We start from the raw sequence: 21,875 nt of genomic DNA on the forward strand, positions 1-21,875 counted from the left end.
TTCAGCTCAATGTTTGATGGCAAGCGGCTTACTTGGGGGTAAGCCCGTCAGCCCCTTTGCCAATTTCCAGTCGGTTTTTTCCTCTTAACCACCCAAAAGCTCAGTATCGAGTCGGGCCCAGGCGAGGGTAAAGTCGCCAAGGGCGCCATAGAGCGGACTTTCAAGCTTGAGCTTGCCAAGTCTTGCGTTGAACTCGGGCAGCCAGCTTAAGATGGCGCTTTCAAGGAACGCCCGCTGGCTCTCCTCAGTTGCTGAGGTGCACAGGTGCGCCATCAGCCCAAGGATCACCGCCAGATGATCGCTTGGCTCGCGAAAATCCGCATCAAGGCCAAGGCCCGCCGAGCGCAGGTAATCACTCATCAGCTGATGTTTTTCACCGTAGAGGCTTCGGGCGGCCTTATCCTGACTCTCCGTATCATAACTCGCTGTCTCATTCCGCTCAGTTTTGCCAGCATCACCCAGATACAGGCTCGCGTAAGGCGCGGCGCAGTGCTCGGCATTTTGCAAAAAGGCGCTGCAAAAGTCGGCGGCAAGTTCGAGGCGGGCGTCATCGCCGCCCTGACTTGCGTCATACTTAGCTGCGTGAGCGAGCGCCGCCTGGATTTGCGAAGCCGACGCCTGAAGCTCGACTTGTGCTGCAAATGCCTGCCACAGCTCGGCGCCAGCAAGCTCACAGATGCGCTCACGGCTCAGCTCTTTGGCGTAGAGCGAGCTTAGCAGTTGCCACACTGAGGCGCGGATGGCATTCATTTCGCCTGCGGCGAACTCTTCGGAATGAGACATCTTGTTCATGACAGATTAACCTCCACAGGGCCTGTGAATGAGCTGACCTCGGGCACCTTGCCCTCGAACTTCTCAAAGTCCACCAGACAGGTGTAGGCCGCACAGGCCTGCGCCAGTTTGGAGGTACCAATGTCCATGGTCAGGGTGTTGGGGTCACCAAAAGAGCAAAGGGCGCCGATTTCGCTGCCGCCTTCTTTGCTGCCATCCTTGCCCACAGGGCCATACCAGGCGCCTTCGTGGATACGGATAACCCCTTTGGGGAAGCGCTTGGAAATCACGGCGCCGGCCAGCACCTGGCCGCGGTCATTGAAGACCCGCACTAAGTCACCGTCTTTCACGCCACGGGCCTTGGCATCCTCGGGGCTGATGTACACAGGCTCGCGGCCTTTAACTGTATAGGTAGCGCGGTACTCTTCGCTTTCACACATCTGTGAGTGCAGGCGCTTGTCCGGGTGGCAGGATTGCAGCCACAGTGGGTGCTTGTCGCTGCCGGGGCCACCGTGGCTGCGCTCCTTTTTCTCCATCCACTTGGGGTGGCCGGGGCAGTCATCGTAGTTAAAGGCGGCAATCTTGCGGCTGAAAATTTCAATCAGACCAGACGGCGTACCAAGCGGGTTGATTTCCGGATCGGCACGGAAATCCGCATGACGGGTCCACTCTTCACCTTCACCAAAGTGCACATAGCCTTCTTTCCAGAACGTCTGGAAGTCCGGCATTGGGTACTTGGCCTTGTTGGCCTCACGACACTCGTTGTACAGGTGCTCAATCCACTGCATTTCATTCATGCCGCGGGTGTATTCCTGTTCGCGGCCAAGGATGGCGGCAAAACGGGTGAAGATGTCAAAATCGGACAGACTGTCGAACAGCGGCTCCACCATCTTGTGCATCGCCAAAATGCCGCGGCTCGCGTAGCTGCCGTACACGTCGATATCGTTGCGCTCCAGCGTGGTGCAGGCGGGCAGCACTATGTCACTGAAGCGGGCGGTGGCGGTCCAGTTCACATCTATGGTGACCACGGCTTCCAGTTTCTGGAACGCCTGCTTCATGCGGTTTCTGTCCTGATGGTGGTTCCAGGGGTTGTTGCCCGAGAACACCATCATCTTGATATCGGGGTAAGTCACCCGGCTGCCGTTGGCGTCGATGGTTTTGCCGGGCTCAAGGATGGCATCCACCCAGCGCGCCACCGGAATGGTGCTGCTGGCGCCTTTGAAGTCGTTGCTGTCAAACAGCGGCTTTTTGCCTTCATCGAGGTTACGGGGGAAGGCGCCGGGGGCTGCCGCCGAGGTGGCCGGCACGCCGATGCTGGAGTAGTGGTGGCCATAGCTGATGCCACCGCCCGGCAGACCAATCTGACCTATCATGGTGGCCAGTACCGCTGCCATCCAGTACGGCTGCTCGCCATGCTGCTGGCGCTGGATACACCAGCCCATCATGATTTGGGTGCGGTCTTTCACCATCACTTTGGCGAGGTCGCGAATGGTTGCTGCGCTCACGCCGCAAATGGCTTCGGCCCACTCAGGCGTTTTGGGAGTGTTGTCGGTTTTGCCAAGCAGATAAGGCAAAAAGTCCTCAAAGCCCAGGCTGTAGCCCTTCACAAACTCGGCGTCGTACAGCTTTTGCTGATACAGCTCGTGAGCGATTGCGAGCATCATGGCCACGTCGGTCTGGGGGTTGATGTATAGCCGCTCGCAGCCAAGGTAAGCCTGGGTCTTGGTTTCCACTGGGTCGATGCTGATGACCCGAATTTCCCCCTTGGCCACTTTCGCTTTGAGCTCGGCGAGATAGGCGTAGGACTCATGGGTTTCGGCGTTCCAGCCCACCTGCAGGTTCTTCACCGGATCGTTAGACCACAAAATCAGGGTCTTGGTGTTTTTCAAAATCAGCGGCCAGGATGTGCCCTGGGCATACACTTCAGTGGAGCCGAGCACGTAAGGCAGAATGGTCTGGCCCGCGCCGGTGGAGTAGTCGCCCACCTTTTTGACGAAGTTGCCGTGCATGCTCACCGCACGCTGCATATGGCTGGTGGAAGAATGTAGCTGACCGGTGGCGCGCCAGCCGGTTTGGCCGGCGTGCAGGCCGCTTGGGCCATACTTGGTCTGTATTTCATCCAGCGACGCTTTGAAAAGCTCCAGCGCCTCATCCCAGGTCACCCGCACAAAGCGGAAGTCGCCGCGCTCGGCGGTATTGCTCCTGTGGCCGTTCTTGTAAAAGTCGAGCCTGACCATGGGATAGCGAATACGGGATGGGTTGTACACCAGGCCCTTGATGCCGTTAATCATATCCGTTGGATACTTGTCCAGCTCGAAGGGTTTCACCTCGGCAATCACGCCGTTTTTACGGCGAATTTTAAAGGCGCCAAAGTGACTGCCGGTGGTAAGCCACTCGTCACGGCCGCGGGGCGCGGCCAGTGCGTTCAATGGGCTCAGCAGGCTGGTGGAGCCTATGGCCATACAGGAGGCTGACATCAGGCCTTTTAAAAAATCACGTCTTTTCATCTGACTGTCTCCCCTTAGTGGGCATCTTTGTTAAAGGTGGCTGAGTGTTCCTGCAGGTACTTCTGTACCAGCGCCTGGGTGTCCTGATCCATGTTGACGAAGGCCAACATGCCCTGGAACATGCCCGGCCAGGTGTTGGCATCGAAGTGGGCTTCCTCTGGCTGGGTGTGGCATACGCTGCAGCTGCTGCTGTAGGTGGTTTTGGCGTAGCTCCATAGCGGGGCTATGTCACCAAGCAGGTAGTCGGCATCGGTCCAGATGTCGGCTTCAATTCGCTCCCACATGAGACCCGTCATGGGGTCCTGTTTTTCTTCAAAGGTACGGATAAGGTCAGGGGTTTTGGCGGCATCCAGTGACAGCTGAGCCGAGAGGATATTCACCCCAAAGTCGAAGTAGATCACCCGGCCTGCACCCACACGCTTGCGCCAGCCTTCAATGGCCACTTTTACGCGCTTGCCGCTGGTTTCCAGTACCTTGACCTTGGTGGCCACGTTCAAAGTGCCCGCTTCTTCGGCGGTGGTGGCATCCAGATACAATGGCTTGGTCAGGGCGCTGAAGTAGCTCTCGCCTACATTGGGGGTTACGCCGCTGCCTACCTCGGCAATCAGCTCAGGGGCGCGGGCTGTGCCCATGTCCGGCAGCTTGTGGGCAATGCCCTTGTGACAATCGATGCAGGACTGGTCAATTTCGGCGGCGCGCTTCATCTGTTTTTGCGCCAGCGGCGACATGGTGTCCCACTTCATCGACTGGTAATCGTGGCAGTTTTTACAGGCAAGGCTGTTGTCTCTATCGAAGCGTTTCCACTCGCGGCTCGCCATCTCAAGACGCTTGGCTTCGAATTTCTCGTCGGTATTCACGGTCTGGAACAGCCAGCCCCATACGTCGTGGGAGGCCTCCATCTTGCGGGCGATTTTGCGGCTCCAGTCGTGGGGCACGTGGCAGTCGGGGCAGGTGGCACGCACGCCAGAGTGATTTGACCAATGCACAGTCTGCTGCAGCTCCTGATAGGGCTTGCTTTCCATGCTGTGGCAGCTGATACAAAACTCTTCGGTATTGGTGGCTTCCAGCGCGGTGTTAAAGCCGCCCCAGAACACAATACCCATGATAAAGGCGCTGATGGCAATAAAGCCCAGACTCAGGGAGAGTGCGGGCTTGCCGAGGGTTTGTCTGAGAGAAGAGAACCATTTCATATGCAATATCCTCGAAAATCAGTGGGGCGCAACGCCGGTGACGGCCTGGTAAACCCAGAGCGCCAAACCGTAGAGGCTGATAAAGGTGACGGTAAGTGCAGGAAAAAGCAGAAAAACAATAAAGCCTAAGCCCTTAAGCTCCCGGCTTCTGCTCTCCTTGGGGGATTGAGTGGGGTGTGACATGGACGCATCTCCGTTTTTTTGATGCGTCCACTATAAAAAAAGGTTGTGAATGGCCATGCGGGCTGGCGTGAATGGGTTTTGATAAATTATGTAAAAATATGAACAGAAGCCTCAGGGGCGACGGCCAAGGTGGCTGTATGCCCTGAGTAAATCCTTCCAGGTGATGATGCCGACCAGCTTGCCGTCTTCCAGCACCGGCAGTGAACCTATGCTGTATTCGAGCATCAGTAAACTGGCGTCATCCAATGACTTGTGCGGCGCTATGGTCACAGGCTCGCGGGTCATGACCTGATGCACCCGCTTTAGCAGGGTTTCCTGATCGCGATTGGTCTCGCCTATGGCGCCAATGTGGGGGCTGATGGCGCGCAGCAAATCACGCTCCGACAGCATGCCGCTCAGGGTGCCGTCTTCATCCACCACCGGCAGGTGATGGAAGCTGGCCTGATCGAAGATTTCCTTCACCAGTTGCAGCCTGTCGTCCATTTCAACCGTGACCACCCGGGTGACCATGATGTCGGCAATCGAGAGTTCCATAATCTGCCCCAGTAAAACTGTGTTTCCCTAGGTATATCAGACTCCTTCGCCGTCTGCGAGCACCAGCTGGGCATTATCTTGCCGGTGGACTCCCAGATATCGCTCGCGTTTTTTGTCTTTCAGGCGGGTCAGGTCCACAGTCACCAGCCCATCGACGCAGTGACCGAAGTCGGGATCAACGCTGAATGCGGCAAAGGATACGCCGTCTTCATGGCAGAGCTCTGTGTACTGTTTGTAGAGGGTTGGCACAGCAACACCCATGCCAGACAGGGTATGCTTCAGGCGTTTAAAGGCATCCTCCATGGGTAACCCTTCATACAGCTTGTCAAGCTCGCGCCGACGCTCATCAGACAGTCTGAATGCCTGTTTCGGGGATGCCAGTTGGGTGTTGGCGCCGTAGAAGCGGCCATAAAAATCCACCAACATTTCTCTGGCTGCCAGGGGTAACTGGCCGCTGATGGACACCGGGCCGAACAGATAGCGATATTGCGGATTGCGTGCGAGGAAGGCGCCGATACCAAACCAGAGGTAGTCCAGACTGCGTTTGCCCCAGTATCTGGGCTGTACGAAACTGCGGCCCAGCTCCAACCCCTCGGCAAAGCAGGGGGCAAAGGCGTCTGTGAAATCAAACAGGCTTTGGCTATAGAGGCTGTTGGCACCAAGCTCCTGATGCAGTTTACTGGCACTGGCAAAACGGTAAGCGCCCACTACTTCCAGCGCTTCTTTGTCCCACAGCACCAGATGCAGATAGTGACTGTCGAAGGCGTCTATATCCCGGCGTTTGCCCGTACCTTCGCCCACGGCCCGGAAGGCCTGCTCCCGCAAGCGGCCTATCTCACGCATGATGGGGTTGGAGCCCTGATGCTGGTAAAGGTAAATGGTTTTTCCGTCCTGGGTGTTCCCCAAATGCTCACAGGCACCAAGTGCCGCTTTAAGCTCGGCGCGGCACTCGGGGCGGGCAATGGGACTTTGGGTTTTAAACAGGGGCGGACGGTTTTTGCCGATGCGATACAGATGGTTTTTCAGCAGGGTGACCTTGGTTTTGAGATCAAAGTCCTTTGCCTTGAGGGCGTCAAGGGCGATGAGCTCCCCTATGCGTATGGGCATGGTTCGCTGTTTCTGGCGGAACATTTCTTTCACCAGCAGCAGGGTGGAAAGGGGTTTGTAAATCATGGATGTGCCGTAGAAGGTTGCCGAGTTGCGTGCGTCGGCAAACAGGGGCAGCAGCGGCGCATCGCAGGCCAGGGCGATTTTCAGAAATCCGCTTTGCCACAGGGTATCCCTGACACCATTCGGGCGCAGGCGGGACACTTCACCTGCGGGGAAGATAAGCAGGGCTCCGTCGTTTTGCAGGTGACGATGAATGGCTTCCAGATGATGCTTGGGGGTGCCGCCGCCCATGTTGCGCACCGGCAACAAGATGGGATGCAGAGGTTCAATCGCCATCAGGATCTCGTTGGCCACCACCTTGATGTCGGGACGGATTTCCCCGATGAGCTTTATCATCGCCAGCGCATCCAGAGAACCTATGGGATGATTGGCAAAAATCACCACCCGGCCTTTGGCGGGAATATTATCCAGGTCACTGTCGGGCACAGTAAAACTGAAGTTCAGGGTTTCCAGCACGGCACCGGCAAAGTCTACACCCTGCATAAAGGCGAATTCGGCGGCGATGCGGTTACATTCCTCTTCATGGAGTAAGAATCGCAGCGCGGCCGACACAGGGCGTTTGAGCCAGGGGCTTGCCGAGATGGCGGGCAAGCGGGTGTCTATCAGATTATCTACGGTAAAAATCATCTTGTGTCCTGTCTCAGGCAACCTTCATGCGGGCCTTGCTTGTGTTGTTGAGGAGCACTTCCTGCTCCAGCTCCAGCCGGTGCTCGGCATGGTTCCACCTGAGCAGCTGGAAGTTTCCCTGGGGTGTTTCGGCAATCAGGGTAGTGTTTTCTACCCAGTCACCTGTGTTGGCATAAATCAGTGAGCCCTGTTCGATGAGCGCAGGCTGGTGGATATGGCCACAGACCAGCATGTCTGCCTCCTGGCGTGCGCAGTGTTTCAGTGCGACTTCACGGTACTTGCTGATGGCGGCCTGCGCCTTGCTGACTCTGGCTTTGATGTAACCGGCCAGGGACCAGTAGGGGTAGCCCAACAACTTCCGGCAGCGGTGCAGTGCCCGGTTTAGCCACAGCAGCAGGTCATAAAGGTTGTCGCCGAGACGGGCGTGGAAACGGCCTATGGCAATTTCGGCATCGAAGTCGTCGCCGTGAATGGTCAGTACGTCCAGTCCGGTGCGGCTGTGATGTCTGTGAGTGCGCTCGATGTGAATGCCGCGAAAGCTGATGCCGTGAAAGCGGCGAAACCATTCGTCGTGATTGCCTGGCACGTAAACGATGTCGGTGCCTTGCTCTGCCAGAGACAGCAGCAATTCCAGCAATTGTCTGTGGCTTTGGGGCCAGAAACTGCGGCGCTTGAGCGACCAGAGATCGACAATATCGCCGGCGAGGATCAGTTTGTCGTAATGGTAGGATGAAAGCAGGCTGAGGAGGGGACCTGCCTGGCAGTCGGGTGTACCAAGGTGTACATCCGAAATCCACAGGCAGCGAAAGTGTCCCAGTGCTCCGCGGCGCTGTGTGGCACAAGCGGCTTTATTGGTGTCCATATCGGCTCCAAACCTTTGGGATGCTTACAGCCTAAGGATGGGGTTTGACCGACAAATGACAGCCCTGTGACTTTCTGATGACACCTTACTGAGGGCGGTGCAGTTCCATGCTTTTGGGCAGGCGGATGATGAAGTGAGCGCCCTGATGGGGCGCAGTGATCAGCTCGATATCGCCTTCCAGCACCTGATGAACCAGGTTGTAAACGATATTCATGCCAAGGCCACTGCCTCCCTTACCCCGCTTGGTGGTAAAGAAAGGCGTGAAGATATTGTCCTGAATTTCCTGACTCATACCGCAGCCATCATCACGGTAGTCCAGCACTATGCCCTCTGGGGTTCGCTTGATGGTAAGCCGCAGGGTGCCGCTGCGGCCATCCGGGTAGGCGTGGATGATGGAGTTGTTAAACAAGTTGCTGATAATCTGATAGAAAATCCCAGGGTTACTGTTCACCAGCAACTGAGGGTCGCACTCGTAGCTGTACTTGTGAGGGGTACGGGACAGCAAGGGGTTGAGGGAGAGAAAGATCTCATCCACGTACTGGCTCAAGTCAAACTCCCGCAACTCTTCATGGGACTGGTCGACCGATACCTTTTTGAAGCTGCTGATGAGTTTGGCAGCACGCTCAAGATTGGTGAGCATCAGCTTACAGCAGTCATTCACTTCACTCTGGTACAGCACAAAATCATCTTCATCCACTTCGCCTTTTTCAAAGGCGGCGGTAAATTCTCTCACCCGGTCCTGCAGATGGGAGGCCGCGGTCACCGAAATCCCGATGGGCGTGTTCACTTCATGGGTAATACTGGCCACCAAGCCGCCGAGGGTGGCCATTTTTTCTTTATCCAACAGTTCATCACGGGTCTGACGCAGTTCTTCAAGCAGGGTGTTGAGCTCTTCATTTTTGTCCTGCAGCTCCTGAGTCCTCACGGTAACTCTTTGTTCCAGCTCGGCATTGAGTTCTCGCAGGGCTTCTTCTGCCTCCTTGAGCCGCTGGATATTTTTGACTGTGCCCATAATCCGTTCTGGACGGCCGGTTTCATCCCGGGAAATGACTTTGCCGTGATTGAGTACCCACAGCCACTGGTCTTCACCGGTGCGGCCGCGGTAGCTTACTTCGAATTCATCCACGCCGCGGTAGAGGCAGTCATCCATTGCAGCCCTGACTTTGGCAACATCATCGGGATGAATAACCACCAGCAGTGTGTTGGCCAGATTCAGTTCCTGGGGAGGGTAACTCAAATAGGTATTGGAGCGGGTGAGGCGCTGGGCGGCAATCTCCCAATCCCAGAACTCATCGCCACTGCTGGAGAGCGCCTGCTGCAAACGCTGTTCACTGACGGCTATCTTGTCCATGAGCGCCATTTTGGCGCGGTATTTGGATAACTTCATGTACAGCAGTAGCCCAAGGATACAGGTCGCTATGAGTAAATACAGGCCATAGGCCCACCAGGTTTGCCACGGTGCGGCTTCGATGGTGATACCCATGGCTGTGATAGGGCTCTGGGCGCCGTCGATATTGCGGGCCCTGACTTCAAATTGGTACAGCCCGGGGCTCAGGCCGGTAAAGGTGGCCTGTTGCAGATCGTTGTCGGTAAACCAGTTGTCATCCAAGCCGAGCATACGGTATTCGTAACTGAGCTGGTGGGCATCGGTGAGCGCTGCCGATTGATAGCCCAGGGCAAACAGGGTGTCTGTGTGATTAATTTTCAGAGTTCCCGGCTCACCTTTGCCTTTGGCCGATTGGGGCAAGTCGGCCGGTTGGTTCATTAACATCAGGCTCTGTATTGACGGTGCTCTCGGAGGCGCCCGTCTGGGCAGATCTTCGGGGTGTATATGGTTGAAACCGTTAATCCCGCCAATGTACAGACTGTTGTCCCGGTCGAGAAAGGCAGCGCCAAAGTTAAATTCATTGTCCTGCAGGCCATCTTCTCTGGTAAAACTGCGGACCTTGCCAGTGCGGGTGTCGATAACACTTAACCCACTTGCGGTACCGGCCCACAGCCTGTGGTGAGCATCCAAAATCATCAGATAGACCACATCACCTATCAATCCCTTGGATTTGTCGATTCTGTCTACGGCCATGGTTTGGGTATCGAGGGAGATAACACCGTTGTCGGATGCCAGCCATAACTTGCCATTGTCTTCCATAAAGATTGAGAACAAATGATTACTGGGTAAGGCAGGGGTGGAATCTGTGTTGAAGTGCCGGTATTGGCCTTGAGTATTGAGCATGGCCAGACCACCACCGTAGGTGGCAATCCAAAGCGTGCCATCACTGCTTTGCGCCATTCCTGTGACCTGATCTTCCGGCAGAAGATTACTGTTGCTTCTGTCGATGGCGCTGAACTGGCCGCTGTTGACGTCCATTCGCGCCACGCCGCCATCCAGTGTGGTTATCCAAAACTGCCTTTGCGCATCGCGAAACAGGCTGTACAGGGTGTTGCTTGGCAGGCTGGTGCTGTTACCGGGGTCGTGGCGAAATTGCCGGAAACTCTGCCTGTCTTTGCTGACAATCACCAAACCGAGGCCCCGGGTGCCTATCCACAGCTGGCCATCGTCATCTTCCCTGATAAAACTGATAAAGGCCTGTGTCAGCTCTGGCAGCGGCAAACCATGGGGAAGAAACCCTATTATCTCGCCTTCAGCAGATTCTTTTGCCCTCAGTAAACCACCGGTTGAGCCCACCCAGAGTTGTCCCTGACTGTCGCGAAAGAAGCTGCGGATGTCGCTGTTTTGCAGATTATCTTTCTCAAAGCTCTGGCCATGAATATGCCTGAGTTGCCTCGATGGCAACGACAAACGGGCAATACCCGCGCTGCGGGTGCCAATCCACAATTGTTGTTCTTCATCCAGCCACAGGCGGGTGAGCGTTTGGTTGCTGAGGCTGCGGTAATCGGCAGGAGAATGCTCGTAGCGTTCAAGCCGCCGCTTGCCAATATCCAACTCAGCGAGACCCGCGCCTGAGGTTGATATCCACAGGTGCCCCTGGTTATCTGTGGCTGGGATGGTGTTTGATGATATGGCGTTGTGGTGGTGATTGGTGTGGCTGTACACATCCAGCAAGAGATCTGCAATGGCAACCCGGGTGATGTCCGATGGAAAAAGATTACTGAAATCCTCCAGGGAGTCATCGTCCTGCCCATAGCGCAGCAGCTCCATGTTGTCGGTGCCAAGCCAAAGGTTTCCTGCAGGGTCGATTGTCATGGCAGAAACCGATAATCCTCTGAGCTTATCCGGGCTCCTGCTTTGCCCATCCTGTGTCAGATGGGAGACACCGCCAAGCATTGCAAGCCAAAATCCGCCCCGGCCATCGGCCGTGATACCTAATACGTTTCCGCTGCCCGCTATCCTGTGGGTCTTTACCACCCGGCCTGCACTCGGGGAAAACTCCAGCACGCCCAGTTTATCGGTGGCCAGCCACAAAGCGCCGGAGGCATCTTCACTGATGCCGGTGAAACGGACATTGGGAATACCAGCCTCTGCGCCAAACACCTTGAAGGTATCTGTGAGTGGCTGATACAGGTTCACCCCTGCATTTTCTGTCAATAACCAGAGTTCACCTTTGGCGGAGAGATGTAAAAAGGAAATATCGTTTGCCGACGGTCCATTTGGTGCATCGCTTTGGGTATAAATTTTAAAGTGTTTACCGTCGTATCTGTTGAGCCCTGCCTGGGTGGCAATCCACAGATACCCCCGGGAATCTGTGACCAGGTCGTTGACGGTATTCATGGATAAGCCGTGTTCGGCTTCCAGGGTTTGAAAGGCGGGTTTATAGCCGTATGCACCGGCGCAAAGCAGTGAGCAACACAGGAGAATGAGCGAGGAAAGAATCAGCTTCACTTACAAAACCCTTTGATTAAGTAGTTAAAGTGTAGAAGCTGAAGACAAAGTTGCGAGCCCGAAAACAAAAACCGGCGCCAGGCGCCGGTTTGTCATGTTCAGGTTCAGGCTCAGAATATCAGGTGAGCCACACCGGCGATGACCGGCAGGGTGACCAGAGTACGCAGAACGAAAATCACGAACAGCTCCGGCAGGTTGACCGGAATGCGCGAACCAATCAGCAGGGCGCCGACTTCGCTCATGTAAATCAGCTGGGTCACGGACAGGGCCGCAATCACAAAGCGGGTCATATCCGATTCGATGCTGGCTGCCAGAATCGATGGGATAAACATGTCTGCAAAGCCCACAACGATAGTTTTGGAGGCAGCGGTGGCTTCCGGGATTTGCAGCAGTTCAAGCAGCGGAATAAAGGGCATGCCGAGGTAGTCAAAAATCGGTGTGTATTCGGCAATCATCAGCGCCACAGTACCTATGGCCATTACCACCGGCAAAATTCCCAGCACCATATCGGCGACGTTTTTCACGCCTTCGGTAAAGGTCTCCTTGACGCCGCCGCTGGCCGCTGCCTTGGCGAGTGCCATGTCATAGCCCCAGGAAAACACACTGTGACCGGCGGGGACCACTTCATCGTCAGGATGTCTCGGGGTGCCGTCGATGTAGTTGTCTTTTTTCCAGCAAAGCGGTGGCAACTTGGGCACCACAATGGCAGCCACGATACCGGCCAGACACACCGTCAGGTAGAAGGGTACAAACAGTGCCTCAAGCTTCACCTGAGAGATCACCACCAGCGAGAAGGTAATGGATACCGCCGAGAAGGTCGTGCCAATGACCGCCGCTTCGCGGGCAGTGTAAAAACGGCCTTCGTACTGTTTGCTGGTGAGTAGGATCCCCACACTGCCATCACCGAGCCAGGAGGCCATACAGTCGATGGCACAGCGGCCGGGCAGGTTAAACACAGGTCGCATGATTTTGGTCAGCAGAGCACCAAAAAGCTCCAGCAGGCCAAAATTCAGCAGCAGTGGCAGCAGCATACCGGCAAAAATAAACACGCTGAGCAGCACGGGCAACAGGTCGTTCAGCACCAGACCACCGGTGTTGCCTGACGTAATGGCTTCTGGACCCACTCCGGCAAAGGTCATCAGGATGAAGGCCGCACCCAACATACGGATGAAAAACCACATGGGGCTGACGTTAAACAGCGCATTCAAAAAACCGTTTTCGGTAATAAATTTGGGCTTTGCCACCTTGGTGATGAGAGACACCAGGGTCGTCAGAACCACGACTGCCGTCACTATGGCTGTCGCCTTATCACTCAGCGCATGTTGCAGGGCTTTTGAAATAATCGCGATGGGAATGGTGATGGCATCCTGATAGCTGACCGGCGTCATAAACAGCAGAAGCCCTATCAGGGAGGGGACGATAAAGGTCAGTATCGTCTTGATGTTGTGATTTTGTTTTTCTGAAGCCACGGTATTGGCACCTTAAGCTGTTGCTAATAAAGCTCTGTTTCCCCACATTCCGTGGTCGAGTCGCAGTTTAACTGTTTTGCGGCCAGTGCATGTCCATGCAGGCCGGAATTTGGCGAGGGGCAAGATTACTCTCTAAGACCTGCGCTGTAAAACGATTCGCCGCCGATATTCTTCAAGTTTGAGCTTGAGCATAGTTATTGACAGCAAATGACTGGATATAGCTTACTCTGGAGTATTGGAAACATCACGCACTAAATCTATATCAATCAGTGTGTTGCCAACGTGTTTTTAAAATGTTTAAAGCAGGTTTCTTGAAAATGGGCAGGCGTTTTTTGCCTGCCCCGGAAGGCTTGGATAAGCCACTCATTAGATGGTAAATACCTTAGTGGCCAAAGGTTTGGCGAAGGCTGCTGGCCTTATCGGCGCTGGATTGCAGTTCCAGGGTGGCTTTGCCCACCAGACTCATGGCAGCCAGGTTGTCATTGGCGCCGTGGGCAATTTGTTGCAGGTTTTGGTTCATGTCTGCCACCACGGTTTCCTGCTGGGCTGAGGCTACGGCGTTTTGTTCGGCGAAGTCGTGGATTTCACTTATCTGCACATGAATATTCTGAATGTCATCAACGCTTTCGGCAATTGCGCGGGCACAGGCCTCTGCCTCCTGCTGGCTGCGGCCCATCTCTTCGGCCCAGCTTCCCAGCATGCTGAACATCTGCTCGACACTGCGCGAAATGCTCATGGTGGACTGCTGGGTGCGGGACGACAGGGCGCGCACTTCGTCGGCGACGACGGCAAAGCCGCGTCCCTGCTCGCCGGCTCTGGCGGCTTCAATGGCTGCATTCAGGGCCAGTAAATTGGTTTGCTCGGCGATGGCATCGATTTCAGACATGGCGCTGGCCACTTTTTCGGCCTCACGATTTAATTTTTCGGCATTGCTGGCCGCTTCTGCCACAGCGTCTGCGAGGTTGGCAATCCGGACACGCTTTTCAGACATGGCATGGGCATTGTGTTGGCACAGCTGTTGGGCGTCACGAATTTTCTCCGAGGTCTGGCGACTGTTGAGTGCCACTTCGCCTATGGTGGCCGTCATTTCTTCCATGGCGCAGGCCAGTTGCTCCAACTGCCTGTGTTGCATATCGAGACTGGCCTCGGTTTGCCCACTGGCAACCACCAGGTTTTCGGCGATGCGCTGTAATTGCAACGCCTGATCCTGACTGCGGCCAAGCACGCCCTGCATGCGGGCCTGTTGCAGCAACAGCTGAAAGTCCAGAATAGAGGAGGTGTCATAGCCGCAATAGACGTGGCGGCTGACCGAGTCGAACTCCTGTTGCAATGCCATCAGGCGGGCAGGAATGCGAAACGCTTCATCGTAGAAAATGGCGAGATTGACCCCCATCAAGAGCGCGCCGGCCACCATTACGCCCGGGCCCCACAGCAGGCCACATATACCTAAGCCCGTGGTGGCAACCAGGGCGGAAATAATGCGTTTTTGCCCAAGGGAAAGGTGACGGGGCAACCCCTTACCCTGTTGCAGTCGCTGATAAATACGGGTGGCGCGATTGACCCACTCGGTCTGCGGCATGCGGCGCACCGACTGATAGCCGACGATTTTGCCTGCCTCAAAGATGGGCGTCACAAAGGCATCCACCCAATAAAAGCTGCCATCTTTGGCGCGGTTTTTCACTAGGCCGCGCCAGGACTGACCGGCTTTGAGCTTGCTCCAGAGTTCAGCAAAGGCGTCTGCCGGCATATCCGGGTGACGCACAATATTGTGGGAGTGCCCCACAAGTTCCTGCTTGCTATAACCGCTTATCTGAATAAAGCGTGGGTTGGCATAGGTGATGACGCCACGCAAATCTGTGGTAGAAATCAACTCGTCATCCTGATTGAGGCGAATTTCACGTTGGTTGATAGGGCGATGTTTCGACATGTTCGACATAGATACGGCCGTCGGCTCTGGAGATTATTATGGGTTGGAAAAAGGCGATCAATGTAGCATAACTTAACCATAATTTGATCAGGGTTTTACTCCGATTTAGGTAGAGGTATTAGTCACTTGTTATGACGACATAATGTCAGTGTCAGAATTGCCATGGGATCAGGCATATGAGGCTTATTGAATCTATTACTGAATACAAATAGGGATACTCATGTGAGCCAGGTTAAAAAATGTCATACGGTTAGCTGTAAAGCCCGGTTTTTATCTGTATGGTAAACAAAGTGATTTTACTATTCTGCCCAAGGATTGGAGACAAGGTGCCCCAGAGTGTTAGCGATTCCCCAAGGGGATCAGGCAACAAATGTCACAAGATATTCCGGCTCGCCAGGCAAATGTTTGCCGTCGGTATGCTGTTGCTCTGTGCGTGTTTACTCGGAGGGGCGCTGGGTTTCACCTCGGCAGATAATCCAGAGTTGTTCAGTCCTTTCAATCACAACCTTTCCGAGCTGGGTACCTATGGGCTGTCACCATTGGCAGTGCTTGCCAATGGCGGTGTGTTCTTCGGTGGTTTACTGCTGAGTTTGGGCTGCCTGCAGGGCATGCGTACTCAACGTGGTGGTGGCATGCTGGTATGGCTGTTGCTGGCGTTCACCTGGCTGTCTCTGGCCCTGACCGGACTCTTTCCATCGAACGTGTATCATCTGCACACCCTTGCCCTGAAATGGTTTTTTACCCTGGGGCTGGCGGCATCCCTGTGTTATTGCCTCTATCTTGCGCTGCGTCAGGCACCGGTAACCGGCTTTTGGTCTTTGGGTCTTTGTTTGCTGGCGCTGCTGGCAAACAGCGCTTTTTTGTTGTTGCCCAGTCTGACGCTGGAGGGCCTGCCTTTCAGCAGGCCCTTCTATGAAGAAGTTTATTCCCCCTACCCAAGGCCAGCGTTTTGGTGGCCCGCCACACTGCAATGGTTAAGCCTGGTCACCATGCTGCTGTGGCAAGCCGAACTCTTCAGACGGCCTGATTAAATCCCGCTTCACCAAACCAGTATCCATTACATTCATTCCCCGATAGCGGGGTGGAGATTTCCAGGTTTGGCAGCGACATGCCACTTGGGGAAATCCGGAACCAATCCACGCCCATCGCGGCCATATTGTGCCATTCGCTGGCCAGATTCACACAGGCCGCAGACTGGGTTTGGATGCCGTTGAGCCTGAGCAGCGGCTGAGATTCCTGAGTTTGCACCAAGAGGCCCTTGCTGTGGTTTTTGCAGATTATCTGACAACCATCTTTAGCCAGGCCATGGTGGCGGGCAGTAAAACAGCGAGCCGAGTGGGCAAGTGGTATGTGCCCGTGGCCCAACACCTCTACTTCGGGCCGTGACGAACCCAGCTGGCTCAAAACCTCAGCCAGCCAATCACGGGAAAGTTCGACCGGCATGACAAAGCGCTGCATCCCCCAGTCGGCCAGTTTGCGGATGCTGGCGGCATTGTAAAGGTTGATGTGGGGGCCACACACAAAGGGTACTGCCGCTTCGCGGGCATGGTGTACTGCGGCCATGTCGTTGGCTTCGATGATAAACTCGCCGTTACTGACCAGTTTTTTAAGTTCAGTCAATTCTCCAGCGGCTTCAATCAAAGCCAGACTGGTGAGCACCACCTCTTTACCGGCATCCCGCAGTTCGCGGGCCAATGTCAGATAGTCGCTGGTTTTCAGCTCGCGCCGGCGACTGCATACCGCTTCACCCAGATACACCAACGCGATATCGCTTTGGGCTATTGCCCGGTAAAACTCAAAAACTTTGGCTTTGTCCCAACAGTAGAGCAGGGGACCCAGACTGGATTTCATACGCTTGTTCCTTACTGCCAGCGACGCTCATAGGCGCCCAGCGTGGTGATTTGGCCTTCGGATAATTTACCCAGCGCCCTGTCCCAGTCGGCCTGAACCTGATATTGCTCTGGGTTGCGCTTAAAGGTATCGATGGCGGCGCGCCACACTCGGGTAACCTGCTCCACATAGGCAGGACTGCGCTGGCGTCCTTCAATCTTGAGCGACACCACGCCAGCCCGTGCCAGCTCTGGCAGCAAACTCAGGGTATTGAGGCTGGTGGGGGACTCGAGCAGGTAGTCTGGGGTATCGCTGTCTTCGGCGATAAAACGCCCCTTACATACCACCGGATAGCCCATCTGTTCATGCTGGGAGGCCTTATCAATTAAGACTTCGTTGAGGCGGGTCAGGCTCTGGTCTCCCTGCTGCTGCCAGCGCACATGTTTGGCGGGTGAGCAGGACCCACCCGTGTTGGGCGACTGGCCCGTGACATAAGACGACAGGTGGCAGCGACCTTCGGCCATGATGCACAGGCTACCAAAGGCAAAGACTTCCAAATCCACCGGGGTGTCGGCGGCCAGATCCCGCACCTGCTTCATCGACAGCACCCGTGGCAAAACCACCCGTTCTATATTGAAAGCCTCCTTGTAGAGGGTGAGGGCCCCCAGATTGGTGGCGCTGGCCTGCACCGACAGATGCAGCGGCAGATTGGGATAGCGGCTGTGGGCATAATCCAGCAACGAAATATCGGCCACGATCAGCGCATCGGCTTTTAACCGTGCCGCCAAATCCACCGCCTGATACCAACGCTGCTCTTCGCCGGGTTTGGGAAAGGTATTCAGGGTGAGGTAGAGCTTTTTCCCCGCCGCAGCGGTGAGGCGTCTGGCCTCGGTCATTTGCTCAGGGGTAAAGTTCAGCCCGGCAAAAGAACGGGCATTGGTATCATCTTTCAGCCCCAGGTAAATCGCATCGGCCCCGGCATTGAGGGCGACCTTGAGCGCGGCCAGATTGCCGGCCGGACACAACAACTCCATAGTGTGACACTCTTCAAATATCCAAAAACGCCCGCAGTGTAACCATGTTTGTCCGCCCGGGACTTGATGTAAGACAAGAGGCGGAAACTAAAAGCCACGTAAAATGCGCTGAATCCGTTTGGCCTGAAAATAGAGGACCCTTCATGCCCTATCCGTTTGCGGCACGTCTTGCCAAAGATCTGTTGGAAACCGCGCCCGCGCTGGTGCGTTTGCCCCTGTCCAGGGTGCCTTTTAGCGCCAAAGCCGCCCTGATTAAGCCCCTGTTGTCGTTGCTTTTGGCCGAGGAAGCCAAAGCGGGCGAGTTGGATTTTTTGGCCGGGCAGTGGGTAGGCATTGAAGTCAAAGATTTGGGGCTCTCGTTTGAAGTGAGCTTCGATGGCGCCATCAAAATACAAGCACCAGCCAGTCCTCAGGTGCAGTTCAGTGCCAATTCCCGGGAGCTGTTGCTTATCGCAGCGGGTAAAGAAGATCCTGATACGCTGTTTTTTCAACGAAGGCTCAGTATTGAAGGAGATACTGAGCTTGGGCTGATGGTGAAAAACATGCTGCTTGCCATCGACCTGAGCCGTTTACCCGCACCGGTAAAAACCAGCCTGAATCAGTTGGCCAATGCCTTGGTGGCGTTGGAGCACAAAGCTGAGCCTGCCTGGGCCTGAAAACTGATGTAAACATTTGGAGGACGCCTGGTATTTACCGGGCGTTTTTCTTTTGCTTATATAGCCTTAACGCGGTCTTGTCGGTGGCGAGAAAAGCGCAGGCGCGCTAGCATAACGTCATTAATCGGAGGGAAAGCCGCTATGCCTCAGTCCGCCAACACATCCAAAAAAATCAGTACTTACCTCTTTGTAACCGTTCTTGGCATCTGGCTTTACAGCCTCTGGGCCGACCGGGTGACACCCATGACGACCCAGGCGTTTGTACACGCTTATTTGGTGCGTATTACCCCTGAAGTCGCGGGAAACATAGTCCAGGTGAATGTGGACAACGATAAGCGGGTTGAGGCCGGTGAACTCCTGTTTGAGATAGATGCAACCCAGTATCAGATTGCCCGCGAAAAAGCCCAGGCCGATTTGGAACGGGTGGGGCAAAGTCTGGGTGCCAGCACCGCTGCAGTGCAGGTTGCCCAGGCCAAGGTGGGTGATGCCCGCGCCGCGCTGGATAACGCCAAGGCTCAGGCTACCCGGGTTGAAACCCTCGCCGAGCGGGGCGTGCTCAGCCAGGCAGAGCTGGATAATGCAAGGGAAGCTGCCCAGCGTGCCCAAGCCAGTCTGGAGGCTGCGCAGGCGTCTTTATTACAGGCCAAACAAAATCTGGGGCCTGTAGGGGAAAATAATCCAGAACTCAAAGCCGCCATGGCAGCTCTGGCCAAGGCCGAACTGGATCTTAAGCGCACCCGGGTGGTGGCACCCTCCCGGGGTGTGGTCACCAATGTGCAGCTGTCACCGGGTCAATACATGGCGCCCGGACAGCCGGCGCTGACGTTTATCGATCCCCGTGAGGTCTGGATTTCAGCCATGATGCGGGAAAACTCCCTTGAGCATATTCGCGAAGGCGGAAAGGTTGGTCTGGTATTCGATGCCTTGCCCGGACGGGTATTTGAAGGCGTGGTGGACAGCATCGGCTGGGGCAGTGGGGGGGCCAACAACATCGACCAGACTACGGGCTTTGAAACCGCCCAAACCGGCAAGCAACAAGCAAAGCGATTCCCTGTACATATCCGTTTCGACACGGCGCCCATGGCCAACGAGCTGCGTTTTGGCTCTCAGGTGACAGTGGCGTTTTACACCGGTGAAAGCAGTGTGGGAGAGACCCTTGCCCAACTGTGGCTGTGGTGCTGGAGTAAGCTGACTTATGTCTCCTGAACGCACCGAGGGACTTCGCCTTTGGTATTTCAAAGGCTTTTCCAGCAGGGCTAACCCAATCCTGAGAATCGCCGTAGCTGCGCTGGTACCGCTGTTTGTACTCCATTATCTGGAAAACCCGTTGCCCATGTTGGTGTCGGTATTTGCGGTGATCATGCTCACCCTGATGCCGGGACGCCCCTCACTGCAGGTTCTGTCGAAACTCAGCATGGTAGTGGTGGCTGCCGCCATGGTGCAGCATGCTGCCGGTATTCTGCTGTCGGGAACGGGCACCGGCTCCTGGATGTTTTTATTTGCGGTGCTCTTCTACAGCCTGTCGCGAATCCACCTGAACCCCAAAGATATCGTCGGGACTATGATGATGATTCTTGGGATCATGGTGACTATATTGCACTGGCAATTTGCCACGACAGTATCTGACTTACCGCTGGTACTGGCGGCCAACTTCGTGGGCGCCATTGTGATGGTGTATCTGGTATTTTGGCTGTTTCCAGGGGAAGAGCTGGGCGCCGAGGCTGACACGGCCTGGGAAGTAACCCCCAGTCACTGGCTTAAAATTGTTGTTAAGTCACTATTTTTATTACTGGTAATATTTTTGCTGATTGATTCGGATAACAGTCAGAGCCTGCTTATCGCTATTACGCTTGCCAATCTCATCAAAGATCCCAATCCCATGGCCGGAACCCACAATGGACGGCAAAGGCTGTGGACGACCGCGGTGGGAGTGCTGCTGACATTACCCTTATTGTTGGCATTTTGGCTGGATATGCACTGGTGGCTGTTGATGTTGTTTGCCATTGCCCTGGCCTTGTGGGGCAGTGCAACGGCGCTGGAACACAGGGTATCCATGGCAGAGTATCAACTGCTGATGAGCAGCTTTGTCATGCTGGTTTATCAGGTCATCAGCCATGATGGCACCAGCTCTCTCACCTCGTCCCTCACCCGATTTGGGGCCGTGGTACTGGCTGTTTTACTGGGGGTGATGATGCTGGGAATGCTGTCTGAACTTGGGGTGACTCGCACCGGTAGCCGTGTGGCCAAGCCCAGTAACGTGGGCCAAGACTGACTTGGTGTTTACCGGTGAAGCCTTAATGTTAGCAGGTGAGACCTCAGAGCTTGCCGGTGAGGCGGGCGTATTTTATCAGCAGCTCATCCTGACTCTCAGGGTGCGCCGGGTCGGGGTCGATGCAGTTGATGGGGCAAACAGACACACAGGTCGGCTTGTCGTAATGGCCCACACACTCGGTGCAGCGATCCGGGTCGATTTCGTAAATCTCAGCGCCCATGGCTATCGCCTGGTTGGGACACTCGGGTTCGCACATATCGCAGTTAATACAGCTGTCGTCAATTATTAAGGCCATGGCCTTGAAAAACCTCAAAATTTATCTGCCGTGAACGGCTGCGTCACTCAAAATTGCTGGCCTAATGCCATTCCCAATTGGTAACGATGTGCCTGTGCTGCTTATTTTAGCACTGAGGCCATCGGGGAGGCGGGATTCTACCATGGGGGCGTGGCAAAACCTAACCCGGCATCACGGGAAACTGCGTCAGATGGGTAGGGTTGTGGTGGTGGCCTGCATAGGACGCTTCCCTTTATTCTGAAACCCATTCAAGTCACAGTATCGGCGAAAGTTGCATACAAAGTGTCATGGAGCTGTGCTACTTTTTTATACAGCGACTGACCGAGGCTATTGCATTAGGCCCGTGAAAAGGGTGAACAGTGCAGCAGTCAAACTTGGTGAGTCTGAACGTATTTTGGATGCAGCAGATTTGCTCGCAGGCAAAGGAGAAATGCCATGATGCTGGAATGGGTCGCGACAGATAAGGGAAATCAGGTCATTGAAAGCCTCAAGGCGGAGGGGTGGCGGGTAAAAGCCCAGTACAGCCCCTTTGCCTTTGACAAAGGCATCGATTATGACAGCTACGAGCTGGTAAGAGCCGGTGATACCTTGAAACTGGAGTGGGACAACTGGCTCGAATGGCGCCTTTGCGGTTCGGCAACCCTGTTGCAGTCGCTGAAACAGCGCTTTGAACTCTAACTGGTCTATTGGCAGCTTCAGCACGCGACATT

18 protein-coding genes are annotated in these 21,875 nt (G+C 55.1%); 5 read left to right on the top strand and 13 right to left on the bottom strand.

The features are described 5' to 3' along the window. Positions 1 to 84: 84 nt before the first annotated feature. The 10 genes from torD to SAMA_RS05195 all read right to left on the bottom strand — a co-directional run bounded on the left by torD (position 85) and on the right by SAMA_RS05195 (position 15,087). Entirely contained in the window at positions 85 to 792 is a 708-nt protein-coding gene (gene torD / locus SAMA_RS05150) for a molecular chaperone TorD (protein WP_011759102.1), read from the bottom strand. Then, the gene (gene torA, locus SAMA_RS05155) at positions 789 to 3,278 is read right to left on the bottom strand and encodes a trimethylamine-N-oxide reductase TorA (RefSeq protein ID WP_011759103.1); all 2,490 of its coding nucleotides are present in this window, start codon (positions 3,276 to 3,278) and stop codon (positions 789 to 791) included. The genes torD and torA overlap by 4 nt, the downstream gene beginning before the upstream one ends. Positions 3,279 to 3,292: 14 nt before the next feature. Next, a complete protein-coding gene (gene torC / locus SAMA_RS05160) occupies positions 3,293 to 4,468 on the bottom strand; it encodes a pentaheme c-type cytochrome TorC (RefSeq protein ID WP_011759104.1) in 1,176 nt (391 codons plus the stop codon). A gap of 18 nt (positions 4,469 to 4,486) precedes the next feature. Next, positions 4,487 to 4,651, bottom strand: a complete 165-nt coding sequence (locus SAMA_RS05165; protein WP_011759105.1) for a periplasmic nitrate reductase, NapE protein — start codon at positions 4,649 to 4,651, stop codon at positions 4,487 to 4,489. A 111-nt stretch (positions 4,652 to 4,762) separates the two neighbouring features. Then, positions 4,763 to 5,185 carry a CBS domain-containing protein gene (locus SAMA_RS05170; RefSeq protein ID WP_011759106.1) on the bottom strand — a complete coding sequence of 141 codons (423 nt, stop codon included), beginning with the start codon at positions 5,183 to 5,185 and terminating at the stop codon, positions 4,763 to 4,765. Positions 5,186 to 5,221: 36 nt separating this feature from the next. Further along, a complete protein-coding gene (locus tag SAMA_RS05175; RefSeq protein WP_011759107.1) occupies positions 5,222 to 6,982 on the bottom strand; it encodes a GNAT family N-acyltransferase in 1,761 nt (586 codons plus the stop codon). Between the two features lie 13 nt (positions 6,983 to 6,995). Then, entirely contained in the window at positions 6,996 to 7,844 is an 849-nt protein-coding gene (locus SAMA_RS05180) for a UDP-2,3-diacylglucosamine diphosphatase (RefSeq protein ID WP_011759108.1), read from the bottom strand. A gap of 85 nt (positions 7,845 to 7,929) precedes the next feature. Continuing rightward, positions 7,930 to 11,682: a two-component regulator propeller domain-containing protein gene (locus SAMA_RS05185; RefSeq protein WP_011759109.1), complete on the bottom strand. Its 3,753-nt coding sequence runs from the start codon at positions 11,680 to 11,682 to the stop codon at positions 7,930 to 7,932. A gap of 110 nt (positions 11,683 to 11,792) precedes the next feature. Next, a complete protein-coding gene (locus SAMA_RS05190) occupies positions 11,793 to 13,151 on the bottom strand; it encodes a YjiH family protein (RefSeq protein ID WP_011759110.1) in 1,359 nt (452 codons plus the stop codon). A gap of 382 nt (positions 13,152 to 13,533) precedes the next feature. Continuing rightward, positions 13,534 to 15,087: a methyl-accepting chemotaxis protein gene (locus SAMA_RS05195; RefSeq protein WP_011759111.1), complete on the bottom strand. Its 1,554-nt coding sequence runs from the start codon at positions 15,085 to 15,087 to the stop codon at positions 13,534 to 13,536. Positions 15,088 to 15,404: 317 nt separating this feature from the next. Between SAMA_RS05195 and SAMA_RS05200 the strand changes: the two genes are divergently transcribed. After that, a complete protein-coding gene (locus SAMA_RS05200; protein ID WP_011759112.1) occupies positions 15,405 to 16,109 on the top strand; it encodes a DUF998 domain-containing protein in 705 nt (234 codons plus the stop codon). On the opposite strand, the gene SAMA_RS05205 is transcribed toward SAMA_RS05200, so the two are convergent. After that, positions 16,093 to 16,929 (bottom strand): U32 family peptidase, encoded by an 837-nt coding sequence (locus tag SAMA_RS05205; RefSeq protein WP_011759113.1) that lies wholly within the window; start codon positions 16,927 to 16,929, stop codon positions 16,093 to 16,095. The genes SAMA_RS05200 and SAMA_RS05205 overlap by 17 nt on opposite strands. An 11-nt stretch (positions 16,930 to 16,940) precedes the next feature. Beyond that, positions 16,941 to 17,942, bottom strand: coding sequence for a ubiquinone anaerobic biosynthesis protein UbiU (ubiU, locus tag SAMA_RS05210; RefSeq protein WP_011759114.1), 1,002 nt, complete (start codon positions 17,940 to 17,942; stop codon positions 16,941 to 16,943). 143 nt (positions 17,943 to 18,085) lie between these two features. On the opposite strand from ubiU, the gene ubiT reads away from it, so the two are divergent. The 3 genes from ubiT to SAMA_RS05225 all read left to right on the top strand — a co-directional run bounded on the left by ubiT (position 18,086) and on the right by SAMA_RS05225 (position 20,870). Then, positions 18,086 to 18,598, top strand: a complete 513-nt coding sequence (gene ubiT, locus SAMA_RS05215; RefSeq protein ID WP_011759115.1) for a ubiquinone anaerobic biosynthesis accessory factor UbiT — start codon at positions 18,086 to 18,088, stop codon at positions 18,596 to 18,598. A gap of 141 nt (positions 18,599 to 18,739) precedes the next feature. Further along, positions 18,740 to 19,804 (top strand): HlyD family secretion protein, encoded by a 1,065-nt coding sequence (locus SAMA_RS05220; RefSeq protein ID WP_011759116.1) that lies wholly within the window; start codon positions 18,740 to 18,742, stop codon positions 19,802 to 19,804. After that, positions 19,794 to 20,870 carry a DUF2955 domain-containing protein gene (locus SAMA_RS05225; RefSeq protein ID WP_011759117.1) on the top strand — a complete coding sequence of 359 codons (1,077 nt, stop codon included), beginning with the start codon at positions 19,794 to 19,796 and terminating at the stop codon, positions 20,868 to 20,870. The genes SAMA_RS05220 and SAMA_RS05225 overlap by 11 nt, the downstream gene beginning before the upstream one ends. 43 nt (positions 20,871 to 20,913) lie before the next feature. Here the strand turns inward: SAMA_RS05225 and SAMA_RS05230 are convergent, their stop codons facing one another. Then, positions 20,914 to 21,165: a YfhL family 4Fe-4S dicluster ferredoxin gene (locus tag SAMA_RS05230; RefSeq protein WP_011759118.1), complete on the bottom strand. Its 252-nt coding sequence runs from the start codon at positions 21,163 to 21,165 to the stop codon at positions 20,914 to 20,916. Positions 21,166 to 21,600: 435 nt separating this feature from the next. Here SAMA_RS05230 and SAMA_RS05235 point away from each other — a divergent pair, with 435 nt between their 5' ends. Further along, the gene (locus SAMA_RS05235; protein WP_011759119.1) at positions 21,601 to 21,843 is read left to right on the top strand and encodes a hypothetical protein; all 243 of its coding nucleotides are present in this window, start codon (positions 21,601 to 21,603) and stop codon (positions 21,841 to 21,843) included. Positions 21,844 to 21,875 lie beyond the last annotated feature (32 nt).

The sequence above is a fragment of the Shewanella amazonensis SB2B genome (genome assembly GCF_000015245.1).
Classification (GTDB): Bacteria; Pseudomonadota; Gammaproteobacteria; order Enterobacterales; family Shewanellaceae; genus Shewanella; species Shewanella amazonensis.